Source organism: Halobacillus sp. AWH4_228 (assembly GCF_056158365.1).
In genome coordinates this window covers 2,404,546-2,422,613 of the sequence record NZ_JBSWTE010000001.1, presented here as the reverse complement: position 1 = coordinate 2,422,613, position 18,068 = coordinate 2,404,546, and the positions used below count along the sequence as shown (strand labels likewise).

21 protein-coding genes are annotated in these 18,068 nt (G+C 48.0%); 15 read left to right on the top strand and 6 right to left on the bottom strand.

Annotation, left to right across the window (positions count from 1 at the left end; all coding sequences use genetic code 11):
- Positions 1–44 precede the first annotated feature (44 nt).
- A complete protein-coding gene (locus ACXADP_RS12295) occupies positions 45–1,193 on the bottom strand; it encodes an aminotransferase A (protein ID WP_474971550.1) in 1,149 nt (382 codons plus the stop codon).
- A 108-nt stretch (positions 1,194–1,301) separates the two neighbouring features.
- Between ACXADP_RS12295 and ACXADP_RS12290 the strand changes: the two genes are divergently transcribed.
- From ACXADP_RS12290 to ACXADP_RS12270, 5 genes are all read left to right on the top strand, one after another.
- The gene (locus tag ACXADP_RS12290) at positions 1,302–1,451 is read left to right on the top strand and encodes an FbpB family small basic protein (RefSeq protein WP_474968345.1); all 150 of its coding nucleotides are present in this window, start codon (positions 1,302–1,304) and stop codon (positions 1,449–1,451) included.
- 111 nt (positions 1,452–1,562) lie between these two features.
- Complete coding sequence (locus ACXADP_RS12285; protein ID WP_474971549.1) at positions 1,563–2,438, top strand: patatin-like phospholipase family protein; 876 nt, start codon at positions 1,563–1,565, stop codon at positions 2,436–2,438.
- On the top strand, positions 2,435–3,139 hold the full coding sequence (locus tag ACXADP_RS12280) for a DNA alkylation repair protein (RefSeq protein ID WP_474968347.1): 705 nt from the start codon (positions 2,435–2,437) through the stop codon (positions 3,137–3,139). The genes ACXADP_RS12285 and ACXADP_RS12280 overlap by 4 nt, the downstream gene beginning before the upstream one ends.
- Positions 3,140–3,202: 63 nt before the next feature.
- Positions 3,203–3,610, top strand: coding sequence for a hypothetical protein (locus tag ACXADP_RS12275; RefSeq protein ID WP_474968348.1), 408 nt, complete (start codon positions 3,203–3,205; stop codon positions 3,608–3,610).
- Between the two features lie 90 nt (positions 3,611–3,700).
- Complete coding sequence (locus ACXADP_RS12270) at positions 3,701–4,606, top strand: chemotaxis protein (RefSeq protein ID WP_474970381.1); 906 nt, start codon at positions 3,701–3,703, stop codon at positions 4,604–4,606.
- A gap of 37 nt (positions 4,607–4,643) precedes the next feature.
- Here the strand turns inward: ACXADP_RS12270 and ACXADP_RS12265 are convergent, their stop codons facing one another.
- From ACXADP_RS12265 to ACXADP_RS12250, 4 genes are all read right to left on the bottom strand, one after another.
- Complete coding sequence (locus ACXADP_RS12265; protein WP_035531270.1) at positions 4,644–4,850, bottom strand: hypothetical protein; 207 nt, start codon at positions 4,848–4,850, stop codon at positions 4,644–4,646.
- 75 nt (positions 4,851–4,925) lie between these two features.
- Positions 4,926–5,393 (bottom strand): YkyB family protein, encoded by a 468-nt coding sequence (locus ACXADP_RS12260; RefSeq protein WP_474971548.1) that lies wholly within the window; start codon positions 5,391–5,393, stop codon positions 4,926–4,928.
- A 63-nt stretch (positions 5,394–5,456) separates the two neighbouring features.
- Positions 5,457–6,011, bottom strand: a complete 555-nt coding sequence (locus ACXADP_RS12255; RefSeq protein ID WP_474971547.1) for an SCO family protein — start codon at positions 6,009–6,011, stop codon at positions 5,457–5,459.
- Positions 6,012–6,103: 92 nt separating this feature from the next.
- A complete protein-coding gene (locus ACXADP_RS12250; RefSeq protein ID WP_474971546.1) occupies positions 6,104–6,964 on the bottom strand; it encodes a metallophosphoesterase in 861 nt (286 codons plus the stop codon).
- Positions 6,965–7,112: 148 nt separating this feature from the next.
- Here ACXADP_RS12250 and fadH point away from each other — a divergent pair, with 148 nt between their 5' ends.
- The 4 genes from fadH (at position 7,113) to copZ (ending at position 11,268) form a co-directional block, all read left to right on the top strand.
- Positions 7,113–7,880, top strand: coding sequence for a 2,4-dienoyl-CoA reductase (fadH, locus tag ACXADP_RS12245; RefSeq protein WP_474971545.1), 768 nt, complete (start codon positions 7,113–7,115; stop codon positions 7,878–7,880).
- Between the two features lie 436 nt (positions 7,881–8,316).
- Entirely contained in the window at positions 8,317–8,634 is a 318-nt protein-coding gene (locus tag ACXADP_RS12240; RefSeq protein WP_474968353.1) for a metal-sensing transcriptional repressor, read from the top strand.
- A gap of 14 nt (positions 8,635–8,648) precedes the next feature.
- The gene (locus ACXADP_RS12235) at positions 8,649–11,054 is read left to right on the top strand and encodes a heavy metal translocating P-type ATPase (protein ID WP_474971544.1); all 2,406 of its coding nucleotides are present in this window, start codon (positions 8,649–8,651) and stop codon (positions 11,052–11,054) included.
- A 13-nt stretch (positions 11,055–11,067) separates the two neighbouring features.
- Positions 11,068–11,268: a copper chaperone CopZ gene (copZ, locus tag ACXADP_RS12230; RefSeq protein ID WP_474971543.1), complete on the top strand. Its 201-nt coding sequence runs from the start codon at positions 11,068–11,070 to the stop codon at positions 11,266–11,268.
- Positions 11,269–11,695: 427 nt separating this feature from the next.
- Here the strand turns inward: copZ and trhA are convergent, their stop codons facing one another.
- Positions 11,696–12,334 carry a PAQR family membrane homeostasis protein TrhA gene (gene trhA, locus ACXADP_RS12225; RefSeq protein WP_474968356.1) on the bottom strand — a complete coding sequence of 213 codons (639 nt, stop codon included), beginning with the start codon at positions 12,332–12,334 and terminating at the stop codon, positions 11,696–11,698.
- 254 nt (positions 12,335–12,588) lie between these two features.
- Between trhA and cbpB the strand changes: the two genes are divergently transcribed.
- The 6 genes from cbpB to ACXADP_RS12195 all read left to right on the top strand — a co-directional run bounded on the left by cbpB (position 12,589) and on the right by ACXADP_RS12195 (position 18,043).
- Positions 12,589–13,053 (top strand): cyclic-di-AMP-binding protein CbpB, encoded by a 465-nt coding sequence (gene cbpB, locus ACXADP_RS12220; protein ID WP_027954032.1) that lies wholly within the window; start codon positions 12,589–12,591, stop codon positions 13,051–13,053.
- 75 nt (positions 13,054–13,128) lie between these two features.
- Positions 13,129–14,322: an MDR family MFS transporter gene (locus tag ACXADP_RS12215; RefSeq protein WP_474971542.1), complete on the top strand. Its 1,194-nt coding sequence runs from the start codon at positions 13,129–13,131 to the stop codon at positions 14,320–14,322.
- Positions 14,280–14,597 carry a hypothetical protein gene (locus ACXADP_RS12210; protein WP_474971541.1) on the top strand — a complete coding sequence of 106 codons (318 nt, stop codon included), beginning with the start codon at positions 14,280–14,282 and terminating at the stop codon, positions 14,595–14,597. Before ACXADP_RS12215 ends, ACXADP_RS12210 begins: the two co-directional genes overlap by 43 nt.
- 64 nt (positions 14,598–14,661) lie before the next feature.
- A complete protein-coding gene (gene dapD, locus ACXADP_RS12205; protein WP_474968358.1) occupies positions 14,662–15,381 on the top strand; it encodes a 2,3,4,5-tetrahydropyridine-2,6-dicarboxylate N-acetyltransferase in 720 nt (239 codons plus the stop codon).
- Positions 15,382–15,480: 99 nt separating this feature from the next.
- Entirely contained in the window at positions 15,481–16,596 is a 1,116-nt protein-coding gene (locus ACXADP_RS12200; RefSeq protein WP_474971540.1) for an N-acetyldiaminopimelate deacetylase, read from the top strand.
- Positions 16,597–16,753: 157 nt separating this feature from the next.
- Positions 16,754–18,043 (top strand): hemolysin family protein, encoded by a 1,290-nt coding sequence (locus tag ACXADP_RS12195; RefSeq protein WP_474968360.1) that lies wholly within the window; start codon positions 16,754–16,756, stop codon positions 18,041–18,043.
- The last annotated feature ends 25 nt before the right edge of the window (positions 18,044–18,068 follow it).

Genomic DNA, 18,068 nt, shown 5'->3' with positions numbered 1-18,068 from the left:
ACACATGAGGCCTTTGCATCTGCAAGCTGTCACACGTGTTTTTGTTATTTCAAATATTTCTCAAGTCGATCGAGACCTTTTTTCAGTGTTTCCATGCTGTAAGCGTAGGAAAGTCGCATATATCCTTCTCCATAGCTGGAAAAAGCATCTCCCGGCACGAGGGCCAGGCCGGCTTCTTCCACCAGCTCGACGGCTTTATCTGTGGTCGATTTACCATCCAGGGGGAATTGGATAAACAAATAAAAGGCACCGTCCGGCTGAGCGAATGATAATCCCATTTGTTTGAGTCGATCTGCTGCATAATCGCGACGTTCCTTATAGGCATCACGCATGTTCTCCGCTTTCTGCTTCTGATTGGACAGTGCTTCCAGAGCAGCATATTGGCTGATCGAGGTGGCGCAGGACACGTTATATTGATGGACTTTCAATAGATGACGGGACAGCCATTCCGGTGCAAGCAGATAGCCGATCCGCCAACCTGTCATGCTGTGGGACTTGGATACTCCGTTCACGACGATGACGTTGTCGCGGACATCCGGAATAGAAGCAATGGATGTATGCGGCTGTTCGTAGACGAGCTCGCTGTAAATTTCATCAGCAATGAGGAAGATGTCGTTTTGCTTGATGACTTCAGCGATGTCCTCCAACTCTTCTTTTGTTAATGAAACACCGGTCGGGTTGGAAGGGTAGGGAAGAATGACCGCTTTAGTTTTTTCGGTGATATGTGACTGAATAATGCCGCCGGTGAGCTTGAATTCCTCAGCACTCGTATCTGCAAATACCGGTATGCCGCCGGCGAGCCGGATCAATGGTTCATATCCCGGATATACAGGGCCGGGGAGGATAACTTCATCTCCAGGATGGAGGATGGTACGCAGGGAAAGATCCAGCGCTTCGGATGCTCCGACCGTTATAATGATTTCCCGTTCGGCGTCATAAGAAAGACCATAGGATGCGGCCGCATGATGCTGGACCGCCTGGCGGAGCTCAAGGAGACCGGCGTTATGTGTGTAGCTCGTCTGGTCTCTTTCAATCGCCTGGATACCCGCCCGCTTGACAGCTTCAGGGGTAGGGAAGTCCGGCTGGCCGATGGTCAGGGAAACGACGTCCTCATAATGGCTGACCATATTAAAAAAGCGGCGGATGCCTGAAATTTCGATGTTTTTAACTGTTGGGTTGATCAAATGCTCCATTATAGCTCTCCTTTTTACATAAAGTTAACAAAATGTTCAAACAATTTAAGTATATCATTTGTTGAATTTTGTTATAATTCAAACTAAGACAAGGAAAGGAAGTGTAGAATGAGGTCGATTCACCGTTTATCTTTTGAAGAACTTGTTGATCGTAACAAGCAGCAGCTGCTGCAAGACGAAGAAGCGATTGAAGAAATTGAAAGACAAATAGATGAAAAACATACAAATAAACTTCGTCCTGACCATGTTGTAAATTAATGACTGTACTAAAAAAAGCGGCCGCCTGCAAGGGGCTGCTTTTTACATTTTCATAGGAACGTGGGAGAATGTAAAGCATAAACCATAACTATTTTCAGGCAGGTGATCCATATGAACGATGTTGGTTTAGTGTTGGAAGGCGGGGGGATGCGGGGAGCATATACCGCAGGAGTCCTGGATTATTTTCTCGATCAGGGTCTGCATTTCCCCTATGTTGTCGGAGCTTCTGCCGGCGCGTGTAATGGCAGCTCCTATGTAGCGAGACAGCGGGGCAGGAATTACCGGGTCATTGTTGAATACGGGGATCATCCCGAATACATATCCTATAAGCGAATGCTGACGAAACGGCAGTTGTTTGGCATGGACTTTCTTTTCGACAAGCTTCCAAATGAACTGGTCCCTTTCGATTATGACTCATTTATGAAACAGACGACGAAGTTCGTCGTAGCGACAACAGACATGGATTCCGGCAGACCGGTCTTTTTTGATTCCTTCCATGACAGGGAAAGTCTTCTGAAGGTCATCCGGGCTTCCAGCTCGCTTCCGATGATTGCTCCCAGCATTGACTTCGGTGGATTTCAACTCATGGACGGCGGTATTGCCGATCCGATCCCATTGCAGCGTTCGATTGATGACGGTAATCAAAAGCATGTGATCGTCCTGACAAGAAATGACGGGTATACGAAAGAAAAATCCAAAGCGGGCTGGTATTTGAACCGGCGGTATAAAAAGTTTCCGAACTTCGCTAAAACGATGACAGACCGCCATTTAAACTACAATGCCCAGTTGGAACACGTAAGAAAATTGGAGGAGGAGGGCAGGGCTCTCGTCATCCGTCCCCGCCAGCCGCTGGTGGTCAGCCGGATTGAGAGGAACCGCGACCGGCTGCACAACCTCTATACGCAGGGCTATCAGGAAGCAGAGGATCTTGGAGGACAGCTGGCCGATTTTCTTCAGATGGATCACTTAGAAATGAGCCGGACATGAGACCTGAGTATATAGCGTCTGAAATCAATGAAGCCTTGGCGGAACATAAGGATGACCGCCAACGGCAGCCGATGGAAAACTATATGAAAAACCACTTTCCATTCTATGGAATCCAAACGCCCGAAAGGAAAAAAATCCTGGCTCCTTTTGTGAGCGACAGTAAAACCTACCATGAGAAGGAACGATTCGGATTGGCGTTTCAACTTTTTCAGATGCCTGAGAGAGAATGTCACTATGCAGCCCTGGCTGTCTTGGAAAAAGGGAAAAAGGCGGTTTCTCCGGAGGCGCTGGAGTTTTACAGAGAGCTCCTTTTGATGAAACCGTGGTGGGATACTGTTGATATGATCGCTTCCCATCTGTGCGGCGAATATTTTAAGCTCTACCCGGAACAGCTGCGTCCATATACAGAACAATTCCGTGATTCGGACTTTATGTGGCTGCGTCGTGCCGCACTGCTTTTTCAACTGAAGTACAAAGGGGAGACAGATGAAGCCCTTTTATTTGAAACCATCCTCCGTTTAAGAGAGGAGAAGGAATTTTTCATCGAAAAAGCCATCGGATGGGCCCTCAGGGAATACAGCAAAACCGATCCGGATGCTGTTATCGATTTTTTGTCGACGCACGAATGCCGTCCCCTCAGCCGCCGGGAGGGATTGAAGTGGCTGAAGAACAAGCAGCCTCACCTGCTGGACCGTCTCTAGGTTTATTCCTTAAAGCTCCTGTTCATAATGGAGAAGAGAACAAGGATAAAGGAGACGTACATGATGAATATGGGTGAATGGCTCGATCCTCACTTTTTGGAAGAACCGATCCAATGGCTGGATGAAGATATCCTTCAGATATTTGGTATGGAGCCGGAATACATCCAGTTTCTTCTGGTGTTTGCTTTCATGGGGGCTTTGATGTGGGTGGTAAAGCCGGTGGTCGAGTGGCTGATGCTGCGAAACTGGCTCATCTTTTTAAGTGGCGGGGCCTCTGTATTGATCGCGCTCGTTTTCCTGCAGATGGTGGACAGGTATGCCATGTCAGGAACAACATCCACCCTGCCGGAATACTACTGGTTCATCTGCCTTTCCGCTATCAGTGGATACGGTCTCACCCTCGCCGGGTGGCTGACGGTAAAACAGGCGTACCTCAGATTCACGAAGCGTAAAAGAAGGAAGGCTGCTTGAACTCTCTTTTAAAAAGAGAGTTTTTTTCTTCACCACTGGACGAGTCCTGCCGATACTATAGGAGGATGTTTAGAAGAAAGGGCGATGTTCATGAAACAGGACCAGGGAATTTTACTGGAGAGTGGTACCAATGAACTCGAAATCGTAGAGTTTGGAATTGGTGAAAACCGCTTCGGTATGAATGTGATAAAAGTGAAAGAGATTTTAAACCCGCAGCCAATGACAAAAGTGCCTCACTCCCACCCCTCTGTAGAGGGGATCATCGATATACGCGGTGAAGTCGTGCCCGTCGTCGATGTTGCGCATGCGCTGGGATTTCCAGCCTCTGATCGTCCGGAAAAGGATAAGTTTATTCTCTCGGAATTCAACCAGACGAAAATCGTTTTTCACGTCCATACGGTTACTCAGATTCACCGGATTTCATGGGAACAGATTGAAAAACCGAATCAAATGTATCAAGGCCTCGACACGCAGATCACCGGGGTCATCAAAAGAGAAGAGGATATGCTGCTTCTGCTTGATTTCGAAAAAGTGGTCGCTGATATCAACCCGGAAACGAGTATGAAAAAAGAACAGCTCCGGGAGCTGGGACAGCGGGAGCGTTCTTCGAAAAAGATTCTTATAGCTGAAGACTCTGCCATGCTCCGTGCGATGCTTCAGGAAACGTTGAGTGAAGCCGGGTATGATCAGACCGTCAGTTTTGAAAACGGCAGGGAGGCGTGGGATCATCTCGAAGGAATGATGGAAGAAGGAAAAACGATGACCGAGGAATACCAGCTGATCATTACAGATATCGAAATGCCTATGATGGACGGTCATCATTTTACGAAACTGTTGAAAGAGCATGAGCAGCTGCAGGTACTTCCTGTTGTCATATTTTCCTCCCTTATTACAGAAGATCTCCGACATAAAGGAGAACGAGTAGGGGCAGATGCCCAGGTTTCCAAACCGGAAATCGTGGAGCTGGTCAAAATCATCGATCAAAACATCTTGTAACATAAAGAAAAATCCGCTGGAATCAGCGGATTTTTCTTTATTTCTTCAGTCGTTCAAACAGTTCGTCATGCCAGGCATAGGCCTGTTTAGAAAGGGTTTCCGGTCCTTGTTTTGTAGGGGATGATTCTACAATCAGGCTTTTTTCATGATCGGATAGATGCTCATAAGAAGCTCTCATTTCTGTGGTATACTCCATATACTTTTTCAAGTGCCATAGAAAATCGTCCATTGGATTCATCGTCATAGTGATCCTCCTCCTCTGGTACTTTCATTCCTTCTTCCTGAAAGAACGAAACATCAAAAAGGAAGAGAATTACATTCATCTTCTTGGGCGCTGATTCCAAGGGGTTTCCGTCCTTTGGCCGAGCAGGGATGGCTGCGGAGTGGAATGAAAAGCGCGGGGAGAGCTCTTTTTCGGCTGCTTCCAGTTTAAATATTGGTATAAGGTCCGTTTCGCACGGGACAAAGACAGCTTCGGCTTAGGGTTGCGGTAGGACTGGTCGACCCGGCCAAGGTGTTCCAGGTGCTGGAAGTCATCCTTTGCTGCTGGTACGTGAAAATAATACCCGCCAATTTCGATCAGAAGAGTGGAATGCTGCTGACTTAAACGAGGATGATCAGAATAATGAAGACCAACTTTCCTGGCCCGTTTCTCCTTCAGCAGGAGGTCGATGGTGTGTTTTTTTATGTCATATAAATGTTTCGGCTCAGGAGCCGTTTTTGCGTGGCGGTTTACGATGAATAATGATTCGGCAATTTCACGGTCGGATAGCTGCTTTCTGTTCATCTAAGATCTCCTTTCCATCCAAGTATAGCGTTCCCTCTATCGATTGACAACATTTTACATTGGTCACTTTTTATATTCTTTTAAATCTTTGATGATCTCGTTGATGCTGTCGGCACTTGTCCCACTGTAATTCTCTAATATGTCCCCGTCAGGACCGACAAGAAAAAAGCTCGTTCCGTGGGCCATCTGATCGGAATCTTCCATTTTCTTGACAGGGGATTGAAAGGATTTGATTGACCATTCTTTGACATCCTCATAGGAATAGCCCGTCAGGAAGTCCCAATTGTCGTAGTCTGGCTGATAGGCATCCGCAAAGCTTTTCAGCACATCCTTCGTATCATTCTCCGGATCCACACTCACAGATACGAGCCGGGCGTCCAGATTTTCCGATTCCAACTGCTGCTGGAGTCTGGACATATGTCCGGTCATTGGAGGGCAGACGGTTTCACAATTGGTGAAAATGAAATCAACGATCCAGTAGTCCCCTTCATAGGACTGGGGGAGGGTTCGTTCTTCTCCGTTCTGATTGACAGCGTGGAGGGGATTGACATCCTGCGATCCGCATCCTGTTATAAAGAGAACGGTACATAGTAGTCCAAACCAAAGTTTTGCATTCATGTTCCTGCCTCCATGTCTTTAGATGAGTCTAGTGTAACATTCAGGGGAGAAGAGAGGCGCCGATTCTGTCATCTGTCACAAAACTGTACGAGTCAGGAACCCTTATGCTTGAGCTGGAAGACGGAATATTCCGGCCTGCAGAGAAAACGGTAAGGGAGTCTTGTCGTACCGATCCCGCGGCTTACATATAAGTCGAAGGTTTGTGTGATTGTATAATGTCCTTCCACATACTTATCGGCATAAGGCGGTGTAATCAGATGACCAATCAAAGGGAGCTGCACCTGACCGCCATGACTGTGACCAGAAAGCTGGATATCGACAGCTCTGTCTGTGAAGCGGTCGGCTACATCCGGCTCATGAACCATCAACAATGTGAAAAGCTCTTCATCCGCCCCGTATAAAGCTCTGGCAATGTCCGGTTTCCCGAGCATCACATCATCCAGTCCTGCCAGAGTGAAGGAAGCGTTCCCGTTTTTTATGGATCTATGCCCATTTTGGAGCAGTTGAAAACCGGAGGCATCCATCACCTGCTGAATTTTCTCGGTCCCATAACCGCCATGGTCATGGTTGCCGTAAATCCAGTATTTCCCTTTGGAGGCGTGGAGTTTTTTGAGTACATCCACAAGCCTCGGTGAAAAAGGATACGTCTGCGGTTCATCCACCAGGTCACCCGTGAACAAAAGCAGATCAGGCTCTTCTTCATTGATTTTCCGGACAAGCTTCTCAAGTTGTTCCAAATCATAATGAAACCCGAGGTGGGTATCGGAAAACTGCAGTATTTTAAAGTTATGAAAGGCACGAGGTACCTTTGGATGCTCGATGACATACATTTGTCTGGAAAGCAGACGCGGCTCTATATACCAGGCATAAGAATAACCGAGCGCACCGATCCCCACAAATCCGGCTATTCCGGTGGTCATCCGCTTGATAAACTGGCGGCGTGTTAAGTTCATAGCGATTCTCCTCTGAAATTCTTTCGTCATTATATCACGAATTACTGTAAGAAGAAGTCGAATGATCGATTAAATTTCTAAAATGAACAGGAATTCATTTTCCTTTTGTGGAATGTAAGTTAAGAAGTCAAAAAGATGGAGGTACATGATGAAGGATCAAGTAATCATCGTTACTGGTGGGTCAAGCGGTATGGGGCTCCATATGGGGAAACGTTTCGTTTCCGAAGGAGCCCGTGTAGCTATTACTGGAAGGAACGAAGAACGTCTGGCGGCCGCTAAACAGGAAATAGCAGGCGGAGATGAGTCTGCTGTTCTGACCATTCAAATGGATGTCAGAGAAGTGGAGGATGTACAGCGGATGGTACAGGAAACCGTAGATGCATTCGGGACCATCGACCACCTCGTCAATAATGCGGCCGGTAACTTTATAGCTCCAGCTGAAGAACTTTCACCAAATGGCTGGAATTCGGTTATTAATATAGTCCTCAATGGTACATTCTACTGCAGTCAGGCCGTTGGCAAGTACTGGATTGAAAACCATATCAAAGGGTCGATCCTGAACATGGTGGCTACATATGCCTGGAATGCCGGGGCCGGCGTCATTCATTCTGCCTCAGCGAAAGCCGGCGTTCTCACAATGACCCGGACCCTTGCGGTGGAGTGGGGAAGTAAGTATGGAATCCGGGCCAACGCCATAGCTCCGGGACCGATTGAACGTACGGGAGGGGCCGATAAGTTATTTCAGTCCGAAAAGGCTGCGCAGCGTACGATTCAATCGGTGCCGCTCGGACGTGTCGGAACTCCAGAAGAGATTGCCGGACTGGCAAGGTTTATTCTTTCTGAGGAAGCGGCTTATATGAACGGAGAGTGTATCACCTTGGATGGTGGTCAGTGGTTGAATAAGTTTCCTTTTTAAACGTTTATCATCCCATTGTGTATAAATGCCGGGAGGAAACAGACCCAATCGGTTCTTCCATGAGCAGGCATGTCCTGTATGAATGAAGACAAACCTATAATCGGAAACTGCCGGGGAAAATTCCCGGCAGTTTTTTGTTTGTTTCAAAGGTTCTTATGCTTGATGGACTTGAACAGCAGGCCTTGTACTTAGACTCCCTCGCTTCTTTGATTCCTTGTTGACGAGGATCCAGCCGTTGATCGGCTATACAACATTCAAGACTTTCATCATCTGAGGATGGTAAGCCATTCGATCAGTTTTTTATATAAGATGTCACTTTTGTATACCCCCGGTAAGTAATTATGAAAATATGAAACCTACATAGATTTTCAAACGTTTCTTTTGACTATCTATACCTATACCGGGTATATTAAGCTTATCAAAGGAGGCGGAGAACATGTGTGAGCACTCATTACCTGAGAACAGCGGGAAAGCCCCGGTGACGCCAAGAACCGACGATGAAAAGCAGGCCGTCGTAAACAGGCTGCGGAGAATTGAAGGTCAAGTCCGTGGTATCCAGAAAATGGTCGAGGATGACCGTTACTGCGTCGATATTCTCGTGCAGATTTCTGCTATAGATAAAGCCTTGAAACGTGTCGGCTATTCTCTTCTTGAGCGGCATACACACCACTGTGTGAAAGATGCTATTCAAAAGGGAGACGGAGACGAAGCCATTGATGAATTAATGAAAGTCGTCCAGCAGTTCTCCAAATAAGGAGGGATCATGATATGTCAGATACAAAAGAAATACAATTTGGTGTAACAGGAATGACATGTTCCGCCTGTGCTTCCAGAATTGAAAACGTGTTAAATAAAATGGATGGCGTGGAACAGGCAGACGTCAATCTGGCCATGGAAAAAGCGTCTGTTTCCTACCGTAATGATGAAGTCGATGCCAGTCAGATCAAAGAACGGGTGGAGAAACTCGGCTATGGTCTCCGCATGGAAAAGCTGGAACTTGATATTGAAGGGATGACATGCTCTGCCTGCTCCTCCCGCATCCAAAAAGTGCTGAGCCGGACGGATGGCGTCAATGAGGCAGCCATTAATCTGGCGACAGAAGCGGGAGTCGTGGAATATGACCCATCGGAAGTCACGGTCGATGATATCATTGCCCGCGTGAAAAAGCTCGGATACGGTGCTGTAGTGAAACGTGACCGGGAGGATCAGAAGGAAAAGAAAGAAGAGGAAATCCAACAGAAGAAACGCCGGTTATGGATTTCGGCTCTCCTTTCCCTTCCTCTGCTATATACGATGGCTGGTCATCTTCCTTTTGGTCTTGCTTTTTACGTGCCTGAACTGCTGATGAATCCGTGGTTTCAATTTCTTCTGGCAACTCCCGTCCAGTTTTACATCGGGGCGCCGTTTTACAAAGGGGCCTGGCGGGCGTTATCCAATAAGAGTGCCAACATGGATGTACTCGTTGCGCTGGGTACCTCGGCGGCTTATTTTTACAGTGTTGTAGAAATGATCCGCTGGATGAGCGCATCAGACGGGATGCCGGATCTTTATTTTGAAACGAGTGCCGTCCTCATTACGCTGATCCTCGTAGGGAAGTTGATTGAAGCCCTTGCTAAGGGAAGAACAACAGCCGCCCTTTCCCACCTGCTGAATCTGCAGGCGAAGGAAGCTGTCGTTTTTAGAGACGGAAAAGAAGAGAAAATTCCTGTTGAACAGGTTCAGGTGGGCGATGAGCTCATCGTTAAACCTGGAGAAAAAATACCCGTCGACGGGACGGTCCGCTCCGGGATGACTTCCATCGACGAATCGATGATTACCGGTGAATCGATTCCGGTCGAGAAAATGGAAGGAGAAGCGGTCATCGGATCCACCATCAACAAGCATGGTACAATCCGAATGACAGCGGAAAGGGTAGGGAAGGATACCGCTCTTTCCGGCATCGTGAAAATCGTCGAAGAGGCCCAGGGGTCCAAAGCTCCCATCCAGCGTACAGCGGATCGGATTTCCGGAATTTTCGTGCCGATTGTCGTCGGAATCGCCTTGATGACTTTCTTAGTATGGATGATCTTTGTATCTCCAGGAGAATGGGGGTCTGCTCTGGAGGCTGCGATTGCTGTCCTTGTTATTGCCTGCCCTTGTGCTCTTGGTCTTGCTACGCCGACCTCGATCATGGTTGGGACCGGTAAGGGAGCAGAACACGGCATTTTATACAAAGGCGGAGAATATTTGGAGGGGACACATAACCTGACCACTATTCTGTTGGATAAAACGGGGACCATTACGAAAGGGAAACCGGAAGTCACGAACTTTGAATCGTTTGATGATCGTTTTGATCTGCTGCATCTCGCTGCTTCTGCGGAATCGGCATCTGAGCATCCGCTTGCGGAAGCGGTCGTTGACTATGCGGGAAAGCAGGAGACAGCGCTGGCAGAACCTGAGCGATTTGAAGCCGTTCCTGGCTATGGGGTCATTGCAGACATAGAGGGACACCACATTATGATCGGTACGAGAAAATTGATGGAACGGGAACAGCTGGATTATGAGGCATATGAATCGAAAATGGCAGATTTTGAGCAGGAAGGGAAAACAGCGATGTTCATTGCTGTCGACGCTGCACTTGCAGGTATTATGGCTGTGGCTGATACGGTGAAGGAATCCTCAAGGGAAGCTGTTGCCGATTTGAAGAAGCTTGGTCTGGATGTGTACATGGTCACAGGAGACAACCGCCGGACGGCTGAAGCGATTGCCAAGGAAGTAGGCATTCACGGCGTCTTTGCAGAAGTGCTTCCAGAAGAGAAAGCGGAAAAAGTGAAGGAACTGCAGCAGGAAGGTCATAAAGTAGCCATGGTCGGGGATGGAATCAACGATGCTCCTTCGCTTGCTGTTGCCGATATAGGGGTAGCGATCGGGACTGGGTCGGATGTTGCGATTGAAACCGCAGATATTACTCTAGTCGGAGGAGACCTTGCCCATCTCAGCCAGGCCGTTTCCCTCAGCAGGAAGACGATGCGCAACATCCGCCAGAATTTATTCTGGGCACTCGCCTACAACAGTGCAGGGATTCCGGTGGCGGCGCTCGGGCTGCTCGCGCCCTGGGTGGCTGGTGCGGCCATGGCCTTCAGCTCGGTCAGTGTTGTAACCAATGCTCTCAGACTGAAGCGGGTTAAATTGTAAAGGAGGAACGATAATGGAAATGATGCTCCAAGTAGAAGGAATGACATGTGACCACTGCAAGAAAGCGGTGGAAGGAGCTTTAGCCGGACTTTCCGGTGTGGAACAAGCCGATGTCAACCTGAAATCGGGAGAGGTCCGTGTTTCTCATAACGATACGGTCTCCAATGAAGCTTTGAAAGAAGCAGTCGAAGATCAAGGATACGATGTAGTCTAAATAAAAAACGCTGCGCATAAAGCGCAGCGTTCAGGCTTTAGAAAAAGCCGTGTTATCCAGTTAGAGTTGTCCGCCTGTCGTGTTGAGGGTGACACGTTCCGCTTATCGGTGGATGCTTGCCGCGGGCACGGCCTCAGCTAACTTGGTCAAGAAAACCCTTTTGACCAAGTGGATCTTCGGCTCGCGCTGTTCCCGCAGGCGTCACCACCGAACGCTCCTCGTGACGATGCCTGTGGGAAGACAGCTTTACCCTCGGATAAAAGAGAACGTTAAGCATCGCTCCTCCGCCGTTTCAAAAGAACAGGACAAGCTGCGTTACTGCGGCCTGCGTGGGAAAAATCCTATCCATGACCAAGTATTGATGACCACTCCTTTGGAAAAAGGTTTCTCTAAAAGCTAAACGCTGCGCATAAAGCGCAGCGTTTTTTTATCCGATGATATAAAAGAAAATCGTGAAGAAGTGAAGGATCGACCCTCCGAGTACGAACAGGTGCCATACCATATGGTGGTAGGTGAAGCTTCTCCAAACGTAAAAGATGGAACCGATGGAATAAAGGACGCCTCCTACGACGAGGTAGGTGATGCCGGCAGCTGGTAACTGGGCAGTCAAAGGCTCCCAGGCGAGAACGATGAGCCAGCCCATCAGCAGGTAGAAGACCGTGGACATAAAGACGTACTTTTTCACGAAAAATACTTTGAAAACGATCCCCAGAATGGCAATTCCCCACACGATTCCGAAAAGCGTCCAGCCGAGGGAACTTCTCAGTGGAACGAGGAGAATCGGTGTATACGTCCCGGCAATAAACAAATAGATGGCGGAATGGTCGAAAATCTCAAAGAGATCTTTGGCGCGGCCGGGAGGAAAACTATGGACGAGAGTCGAAGAAGTGTAGAGCAGGAGCATCGTTACTCCGTAAATCGTCACACTTGTAATGTGCCACGCATTGCCTCCGAGACTTGCGAAAACTATCAGCAGGACAAGCATAGCCACACTCAGGACGGCTCCAATTCCGTGAGTTACGGCATTTGCGATTTCTTCCTTTTTCGTAAATGTATGTGTCAGCATCGATTCAACCCCAATATTGTTCAGTTATATTCATTATAAGCGGTTAAGAAAAAATTATAAAGACCAAGTGTGTTTTACAGGTTTTGACAGCCTGCGAATCGGGGTATCAGATAATCGTCAACCTGGTCAGAGAGAGATTTGTCGGGAATTGCGGTTCGAGTTTTAGGATGATGTATGATAAACTGTTTATGGTCCAATGAACGTCTCTTTCTGCTCCTTCAATGTTTGTGAAAAAAAGAGGAGTGAAGTAGAACATGGTAAGTTTACAAAAAGAAACACTGCGTATTCCATTAGTATCTGAGCTGATGATTCCATCTGAGAAAGTGGCCCACGTACAAATCAGCAACCCGTTGGAGCATGCCCTGCTCGTATTAGTGAAATCCGGGTATTCCGCTGTTCCTGTACTGGACCCATCCTATACATTTCAAGGTGTGATCAGCAAAACGAGAATTTTAGAGGAAACGATTGGTATAGAAGAATTCGAGATGAACCGTCTTTCTGAAATTATGGTTAAGGAAGTCATGGATGATCAAGTCCCATGCCTCACCAAGGAGCAGACGATGATTGATGCGCTTCACAAACTGATCGATCATCCTTTTGTATGTGTAACAGACGACAAAGGCGAATTCGACGGTATTGTGACCCGTAGAACGATATTAAAACAATTCAGCAAACACTATCATGAAACGTTGAAGTATACCATGCTGGAGACAACATAATCTTCCATCTATGGTAAAATGGATGACATCCACCGGGTGTCATCTTTTTTTATAACGAAAAAGGTGGAGATACATATGTCGAATACACAACAAAATAGAGGACTGGTCCTCGCTTCGATTATGCTGGCGATGTTTCTGGCGGCTATTGAAGCTACCATCGTTTCAACAGCCATGCCGAGTATCGCTGCAGACCTCGGCGGTTTCCGATGGTATTCATGGGTGTTCTCCGCTTATCTTTTGACGAATGCGGCCACCGTTCTGCTCTTCGGCCGTCTCTCTGATGTTTTTGGTCGGAAACCCGTGTTTATGACCGGCATCGGTCTGTTTCTAACCGGAGCGGTTTTATGTGCGCTTGCGCCTTCAATGGAAGTCCTGATTGGGGCAAGGCTGATACAGGGACTTGGTGCAGGGGCTTTGATGCCGATAGCAACCACCATCGTCGGAGATATCTATACAAAAGAAGAACGGGCCCGGATCCAAGGATGGCTGTCCAGTGTGTGGGGCATATCTGCAGTCGCAGGACCGCTGCTCGGCGGATTGTTCGTCGATGTGCTCAGCTGGCCTTATGTCTTCTGGATGAACCTGCCTCTCGGTATGCTGGCTCTGCTGGGCATTTTATTCTTCTTTAAGGAAGAGAAAACGAAAGAAAAACGGAGCGTAGACCTGCCCGGTTCCGTATGGGTGATGATTACGATCAGTTCCTTGATTGTCATTTTGGTTGAGGGCGGGACAAGCATCCCGTGGCTTTCGTGGGGGATGGCTGCACTGGGTGTGATTTCCACAGGAGGGGCCCTGGCTTTTATTATTCATGAAAGAAAGATGGAGGACCCGATGATGCCGCTCGACTTGTGGCAGATCCGGTCCATCCGTTACTCCAATGCCACGTCTCTGATTACAGGTATGATTTTGATCGGGGTGAGCAGTTACCTTCCGGCTTTTGTCCAGGGCGTGATGGAGCAGTCCGCTACAGTGGCAGGATTTACCCTTACAACAATGTCGATTGGCTGGCCGGCGGCATCAGCAGCTGCCGGACGGTTGTATTTGAAGATCGGTTTCAGACCTACAGCTCTCGCCGGCGGTGTTTCTCTTATAGTGGGAAGCATTCTCTTTTCCTTGCTTTCTCCTGAGAAAGGACCTTTATTCGCAGCAGCTGGTTCTTTGTTCATTGGAATCGGGATGGGATTGACGACCACTTCTTTTATCGTCTCCATTCAAAATAGTGTAACTTGGGAGAAAGAGGGATCGCTACGGCTTCCAACATGTTTATGAGGACGATCGGAAGTGCGCTTGGAGCAGCCCTTCTCGGCGGTCTGCTGAACAGCCGCGTATCTGAGGCGATTGAGGAGGCCGGCATGGGCAGTAAATTGAGCATTAACGATACGAACGCCCTGCTCCGGGAAGAAACACGGCTGTCTTTAGGTGAAGAAGCTCTTGCCGTACTGCAGCATGGACTGACCTCGGGACTTCATATCGTATACATCAGTCTGGTCCTTTTAGCGGCCGTAAGTTTTCTACTGATTCTGCAAATTCCGAAAAAAGATTGATAACCCCGGACATCCTTTGATAAAGTAAAGGATGAAAGATACATAAAGGAGGAAGAAATGACTGATGAAACAAATGGATGCCAACGAGATTATTTCTTTTATCTCAAACAGTGAAAAATCTACACCTGTAAAGGTTTATCTTAAAGGTAACAATCTGGAAAGCCTTGAGTTTGGTGACCAGATCCAGGACTTCATTACTGGAAATACAGGTGTCATTTTCGGAGAATGGAAAGTCATTCAGCCACTTCTTGAACAGTATGAAAATGACATTGAGGATTATGTCCTTGAAAATGACCGCCGCAACTCTGCCATCCCGCTGCTTGACCTGAAGAAAGTCAATGCACGGATCGAGCCGGGTGCTGTGATCCGTGATCAAGTGGAAATCGGTGATGGAGCGGTGATCATGCTGGGAGCGATGATCAATATCGGATCCGTAGTCGGAGAAGGCACAATGATTGATATGAACGTCGTTCTCGGCGGCCGCGCGACGGTCGGTAAGAACTGCCACATCGGTGCAGGCGCCGTTCTCGCGGGAGTCATCGAGCCGCCTTCTGCCCAACCGGTTGTAGTAGAAGACGGCGTTGTCATTGGTGCCAATGCGGTCGTCCTTGAAGGTGTCACAGTTGGAGAAGGTGCCGTTGTAGCAGCTGGAGCGATTGTAACTGAAGATGTACCGGCAAACACACTCGTGGCGGGAACCCCGGCTAAAGTGATCAAGGAAATTGATGACCAGACAAAATCAAAAACAGAAATCAAACAGGAGCTGCGTAAGCTGGATAACTAATTCCACTTCATAAGCTTTATACAGGCGTAGTCCAAAGCGGGCTGCGCCTGTCTGATACCCTGCGGTCTGCAGGGTTTTTCTATAGAAGGAGTGAGTGTTTTGCAACTGGATCAACTGATAGACATCCGCAGGGAACTGCATCAAATCCCTGAATTGGGATTTGAAGAATTTAAAACACAGACCTATTTACTTTCCTATATTGATACACTGCCTCAGGAAAGGTTAACGGTAGAAACGTGGAGGACCGGTGTATTCGTCTATGTGAAAGGGACAGAAGGGAAGCGGACGATCGGGTACCGCGCAGATATCGACGGCCTGCCTTTGACAGAAACCACCGGTTATCCGTTTTCATCGATCCATGAAGGGCGTATGCATGCGTGTGGGCACGATTTTCATATGACCATTGCCCTCGGTGCATTGACCCGGCTGGCTGAACAGCCAGCAGAAGACGACATTGTATTTCTCTTCCAGCCGGCGGAAGAAGGCCCGGGCGGAGCCGAGCCGATGCTGGCCTCTGAGCCAATGAAACGAATGAAGCCGGATATTATTTTTGCGCTGCATGTAGCTCCTGACCTTCCTGTCGGGACAGTGACTTCGCGTCCGGGCCTGTTGTTTGCCAACACGAGTGAACTTTTCATCGATTTCAAGGGGGTAGGAGGGCATGCCGCCTTTCCTCACCTGACGCATGATATGGGTGTGGCGGCAAGTACGTTTGTTACACACATCCAGCAGATTGTGGCCCGCCGGATGGATCCGCTCGACAGTGCCGTCATTACCGTAGGGAAAATCGAGGCCGGCACTGTACAGAATATCATCGCAGAAACAGCAAGGCTTGAAGGAACGATCCGCACTCTTTCTCCAGCATCCATGAAGCTTGTGAAAGAAGAAATCGAAAAAATCGCGCGCGGGTTTGAAATTGCCCACGACTGCAGCATTTCCATAGATTACGGCTCCACTTATCATCAGGTGTATAACGACAAGGAGCAGGTGGAAGCTTTTCAAAAGGTGATGAATAATCTTTCCTATACGTTCAAAGAAGCCCCTATGGCCATGACAGGGGAAGATTTCGGATACATGTTGAAAGAGATTCCGGGTTTTATGTTCTGGCTTGGGGTGGACTCGGAGGCAGGTCTGCATCAATCTTCTTTAATGCCGAAAGAGGAAGCGCTGGTTGTAGGCGTTGACACTGTCGAACAAACGCTTCGTTCTTTGTAAGCAGGCGTATAGCTTCCCCGCTTATGTGAACACTAGAGAAAGGTGTTTAGAATACGTCAGTAATGGTAAAACATGTGTAGGAGAAGTTCACATAAGCAATGATCGAAAAAGAGGAGGGACGACTCCTCTTTTTCTATAGTGGAGGGGATCGGCTGAAATGGAATCGGTGTTGAAGTTATCTGCAGTAGCGGTTTTAATCATTTTGACAGCTTTCTTTGTAGCGAGTGAATTTGCAATCGTAAAAGTGAGAAAAACACGGATTGAGTCGGCTGCCTCCGATGGGGATAAACGGGCGGGCAACGCCTTGAAAGTGTTGAATGACCTGGATTACTATCTATCGGCGTGTCAGCTCGGAATCACGATCACAGCCCTCGGTTTAGGGTGGCTGGGCGAACCGACACTGGATGTCCTGCTCCGGCCTTTGTTTGATCGTTTTCCGCTTCCTGAAGGAGTTACCCACACGCTCTCCTTTGCGATTGCGTTTTTCGTCATCACATTTCTTCATGTCGTACTCGGGGAACTCGCTCCGAAGACAGTAGCCATCCAAAAAGCAGAAGCGCTCACGCTGGTCTTATCCAGGCCTTTAATGCTCTACAGCAAGGTCATGTACCCGCTGATCTGGCTGTTGAACGGCGCTGCCAATATCTTTGTACGGATGATGGGATTTCATACAGCGAATGAATCTGAAGAGGCTCATTCTGAAGAAGAACTGCGCCATATATTATCCCAAAGCTACCAAAAAGGCGAAATCAACCGTTCAGAATATACGTATGTCGACCGGATATTTGAATTTGATAACCGTACAGCCAAGGAGATTATGATCCCCCGGACAGAAATGGCTGTGATCAATGTCCATCAGCCGGTGTCCAACATCATACGTGAAGTGAAGCAGAATCGTTTTACCCGTTATCCTGTTATAGATGGGAATAAGGATGAAGTGATCGGAATCATCCATATGAAAGAGCTGTTGTTTGATGATGCAGAACATCATACATCCCTCCGGCCTTTCATGAGGCCTGTGATGAAAGTGTTCGAAAATGTGCCCATTCATGACCTGTTGGTGAAAATGCAGAAGGAGCACAACCATATGGCTGTTCTGATTGATGAGTATGGCGGGACGGCCGGTATCGTGACGGTCGAGGATATCCTGGAAGAGATCGTCGGGGAAATCAGGGATGAATTCGATGCAGAAGAGGAACGGGACATCAAACGCTTGAAAAACGGCCACTACCTCGTCGAGGGGAAAACAGCGGTTCAGGATATTAATGAGTACTTCCAGGTACATCTTCACCATGAGGACATTGATACAATATCCGGCTGGATTTATACGCAGGACTATGAGGCTGAAGAAGGGACAGTTGTCGTGAGCAGCGGCTATTCCTTTAAGGTTGTCGATATGGTGAAAGGGCAGATAAAAAAAGTGGAAATATGGAAAGTGGAAGAATGAGAAAACGCCCGGATCAAATCATCCG

Coding starts and splice junctions, on each gene's coding strand:
- fadH (WP_474971545.1), top strand. CDS start 7,113: ATGAAGGATCAAGTAATCATCGTTACTGGTGGGTCAAGCGGTATGGGG.
- cbpB (WP_027954032.1), top strand. CDS start 12,589: ATGGTAAGTTTACAAAAAGAAACACTGCGTATTCCATTAGTATCTGAG.
- ACXADP_RS12280 (WP_474968347.1), top strand. CDS start 2,435: ATGAGACCTGAGTATATAGCGTCTGAAATCAATGAAGCCTTGGCGGAA.
- ACXADP_RS12265 (WP_035531270.1), bottom strand. CDS start 4,850: ATGACGATGAATCCAATGGACGATTTTCTATGGCACTTGAAAAAGTAT.
- dapD (WP_474968358.1), top strand. CDS start 14,662: ATGAAACAAATGGATGCCAACGAGATTATTTCTTTTATCTCAAACAGT.
- ACXADP_RS12295 (WP_474971550.1), bottom strand. CDS start 1,193: ATGGAGCATTTGATCAACCCAACAGTTAAAAACATCGAAATTTCAGGC.
- ACXADP_RS12255 (WP_474971547.1), bottom strand. CDS start 6,011: ATGAATGCAAAACTTTGGTTTGGACTACTATGTACCGTTCTCTTTATA.
- ACXADP_RS12235 (WP_474971544.1), top strand. CDS start 8,649: ATGTCAGATACAAAAGAAATACAATTTGGTGTAACAGGAATGACATGT.
- ACXADP_RS12270 (WP_474970381.1), top strand. CDS start 3,701: ATGAAACAGGACCAGGGAATTTTACTGGAGAGTGGTACCAATGAACTC.
- trhA (WP_474968356.1), bottom strand. CDS start 12,334: ATGCTGACACATACATTTACGAAAAAGGAAGAAATCGCAAATGCCGTA.
- ACXADP_RS12275 (WP_474968348.1), top strand. CDS start 3,203: ATGAATATGGGTGAATGGCTCGATCCTCACTTTTTGGAAGAACCGATC.
- copZ (WP_474971543.1), top strand. CDS start 11,068: ATGGAAATGATGCTCCAAGTAGAAGGAATGACATGTGACCACTGCAAG.
- ACXADP_RS12195 (WP_474968360.1), top strand. CDS start 16,754: ATGGAATCGGTGTTGAAGTTATCTGCAGTAGCGGTTTTAATCATTTTG.
- ACXADP_RS12250 (WP_474971546.1), bottom strand. CDS start 6,964: ATGAACTTAACACGCCGCCAGTTTATCAAGCGGATGACCACCGGAATA.
- ACXADP_RS12215 (WP_474971542.1), top strand. CDS start 13,129: ATGTCGAATACACAACAAAATAGAGGACTGGTCCTCGCTTCGATTATG.
- ACXADP_RS12260 (WP_474971548.1), bottom strand. CDS start 5,393: ATGAACAGAAAGCAGCTATCCGACCGTGAAATTGCCGAATCATTATTC.
- ACXADP_RS12285 (WP_474971549.1), top strand. CDS start 1,563: ATGAACGATGTTGGTTTAGTGTTGGAAGGCGGGGGGATGCGGGGAGCA.
- ACXADP_RS12290 (WP_474968345.1), top strand. CDS start 1,302: ATGAGGTCGATTCACCGTTTATCTTTTGAAGAACTTGTTGATCGTAAC.
- ACXADP_RS12240 (WP_474968353.1), top strand. CDS start 8,317: ATGTGTGAGCACTCATTACCTGAGAACAGCGGGAAAGCCCCGGTGACG.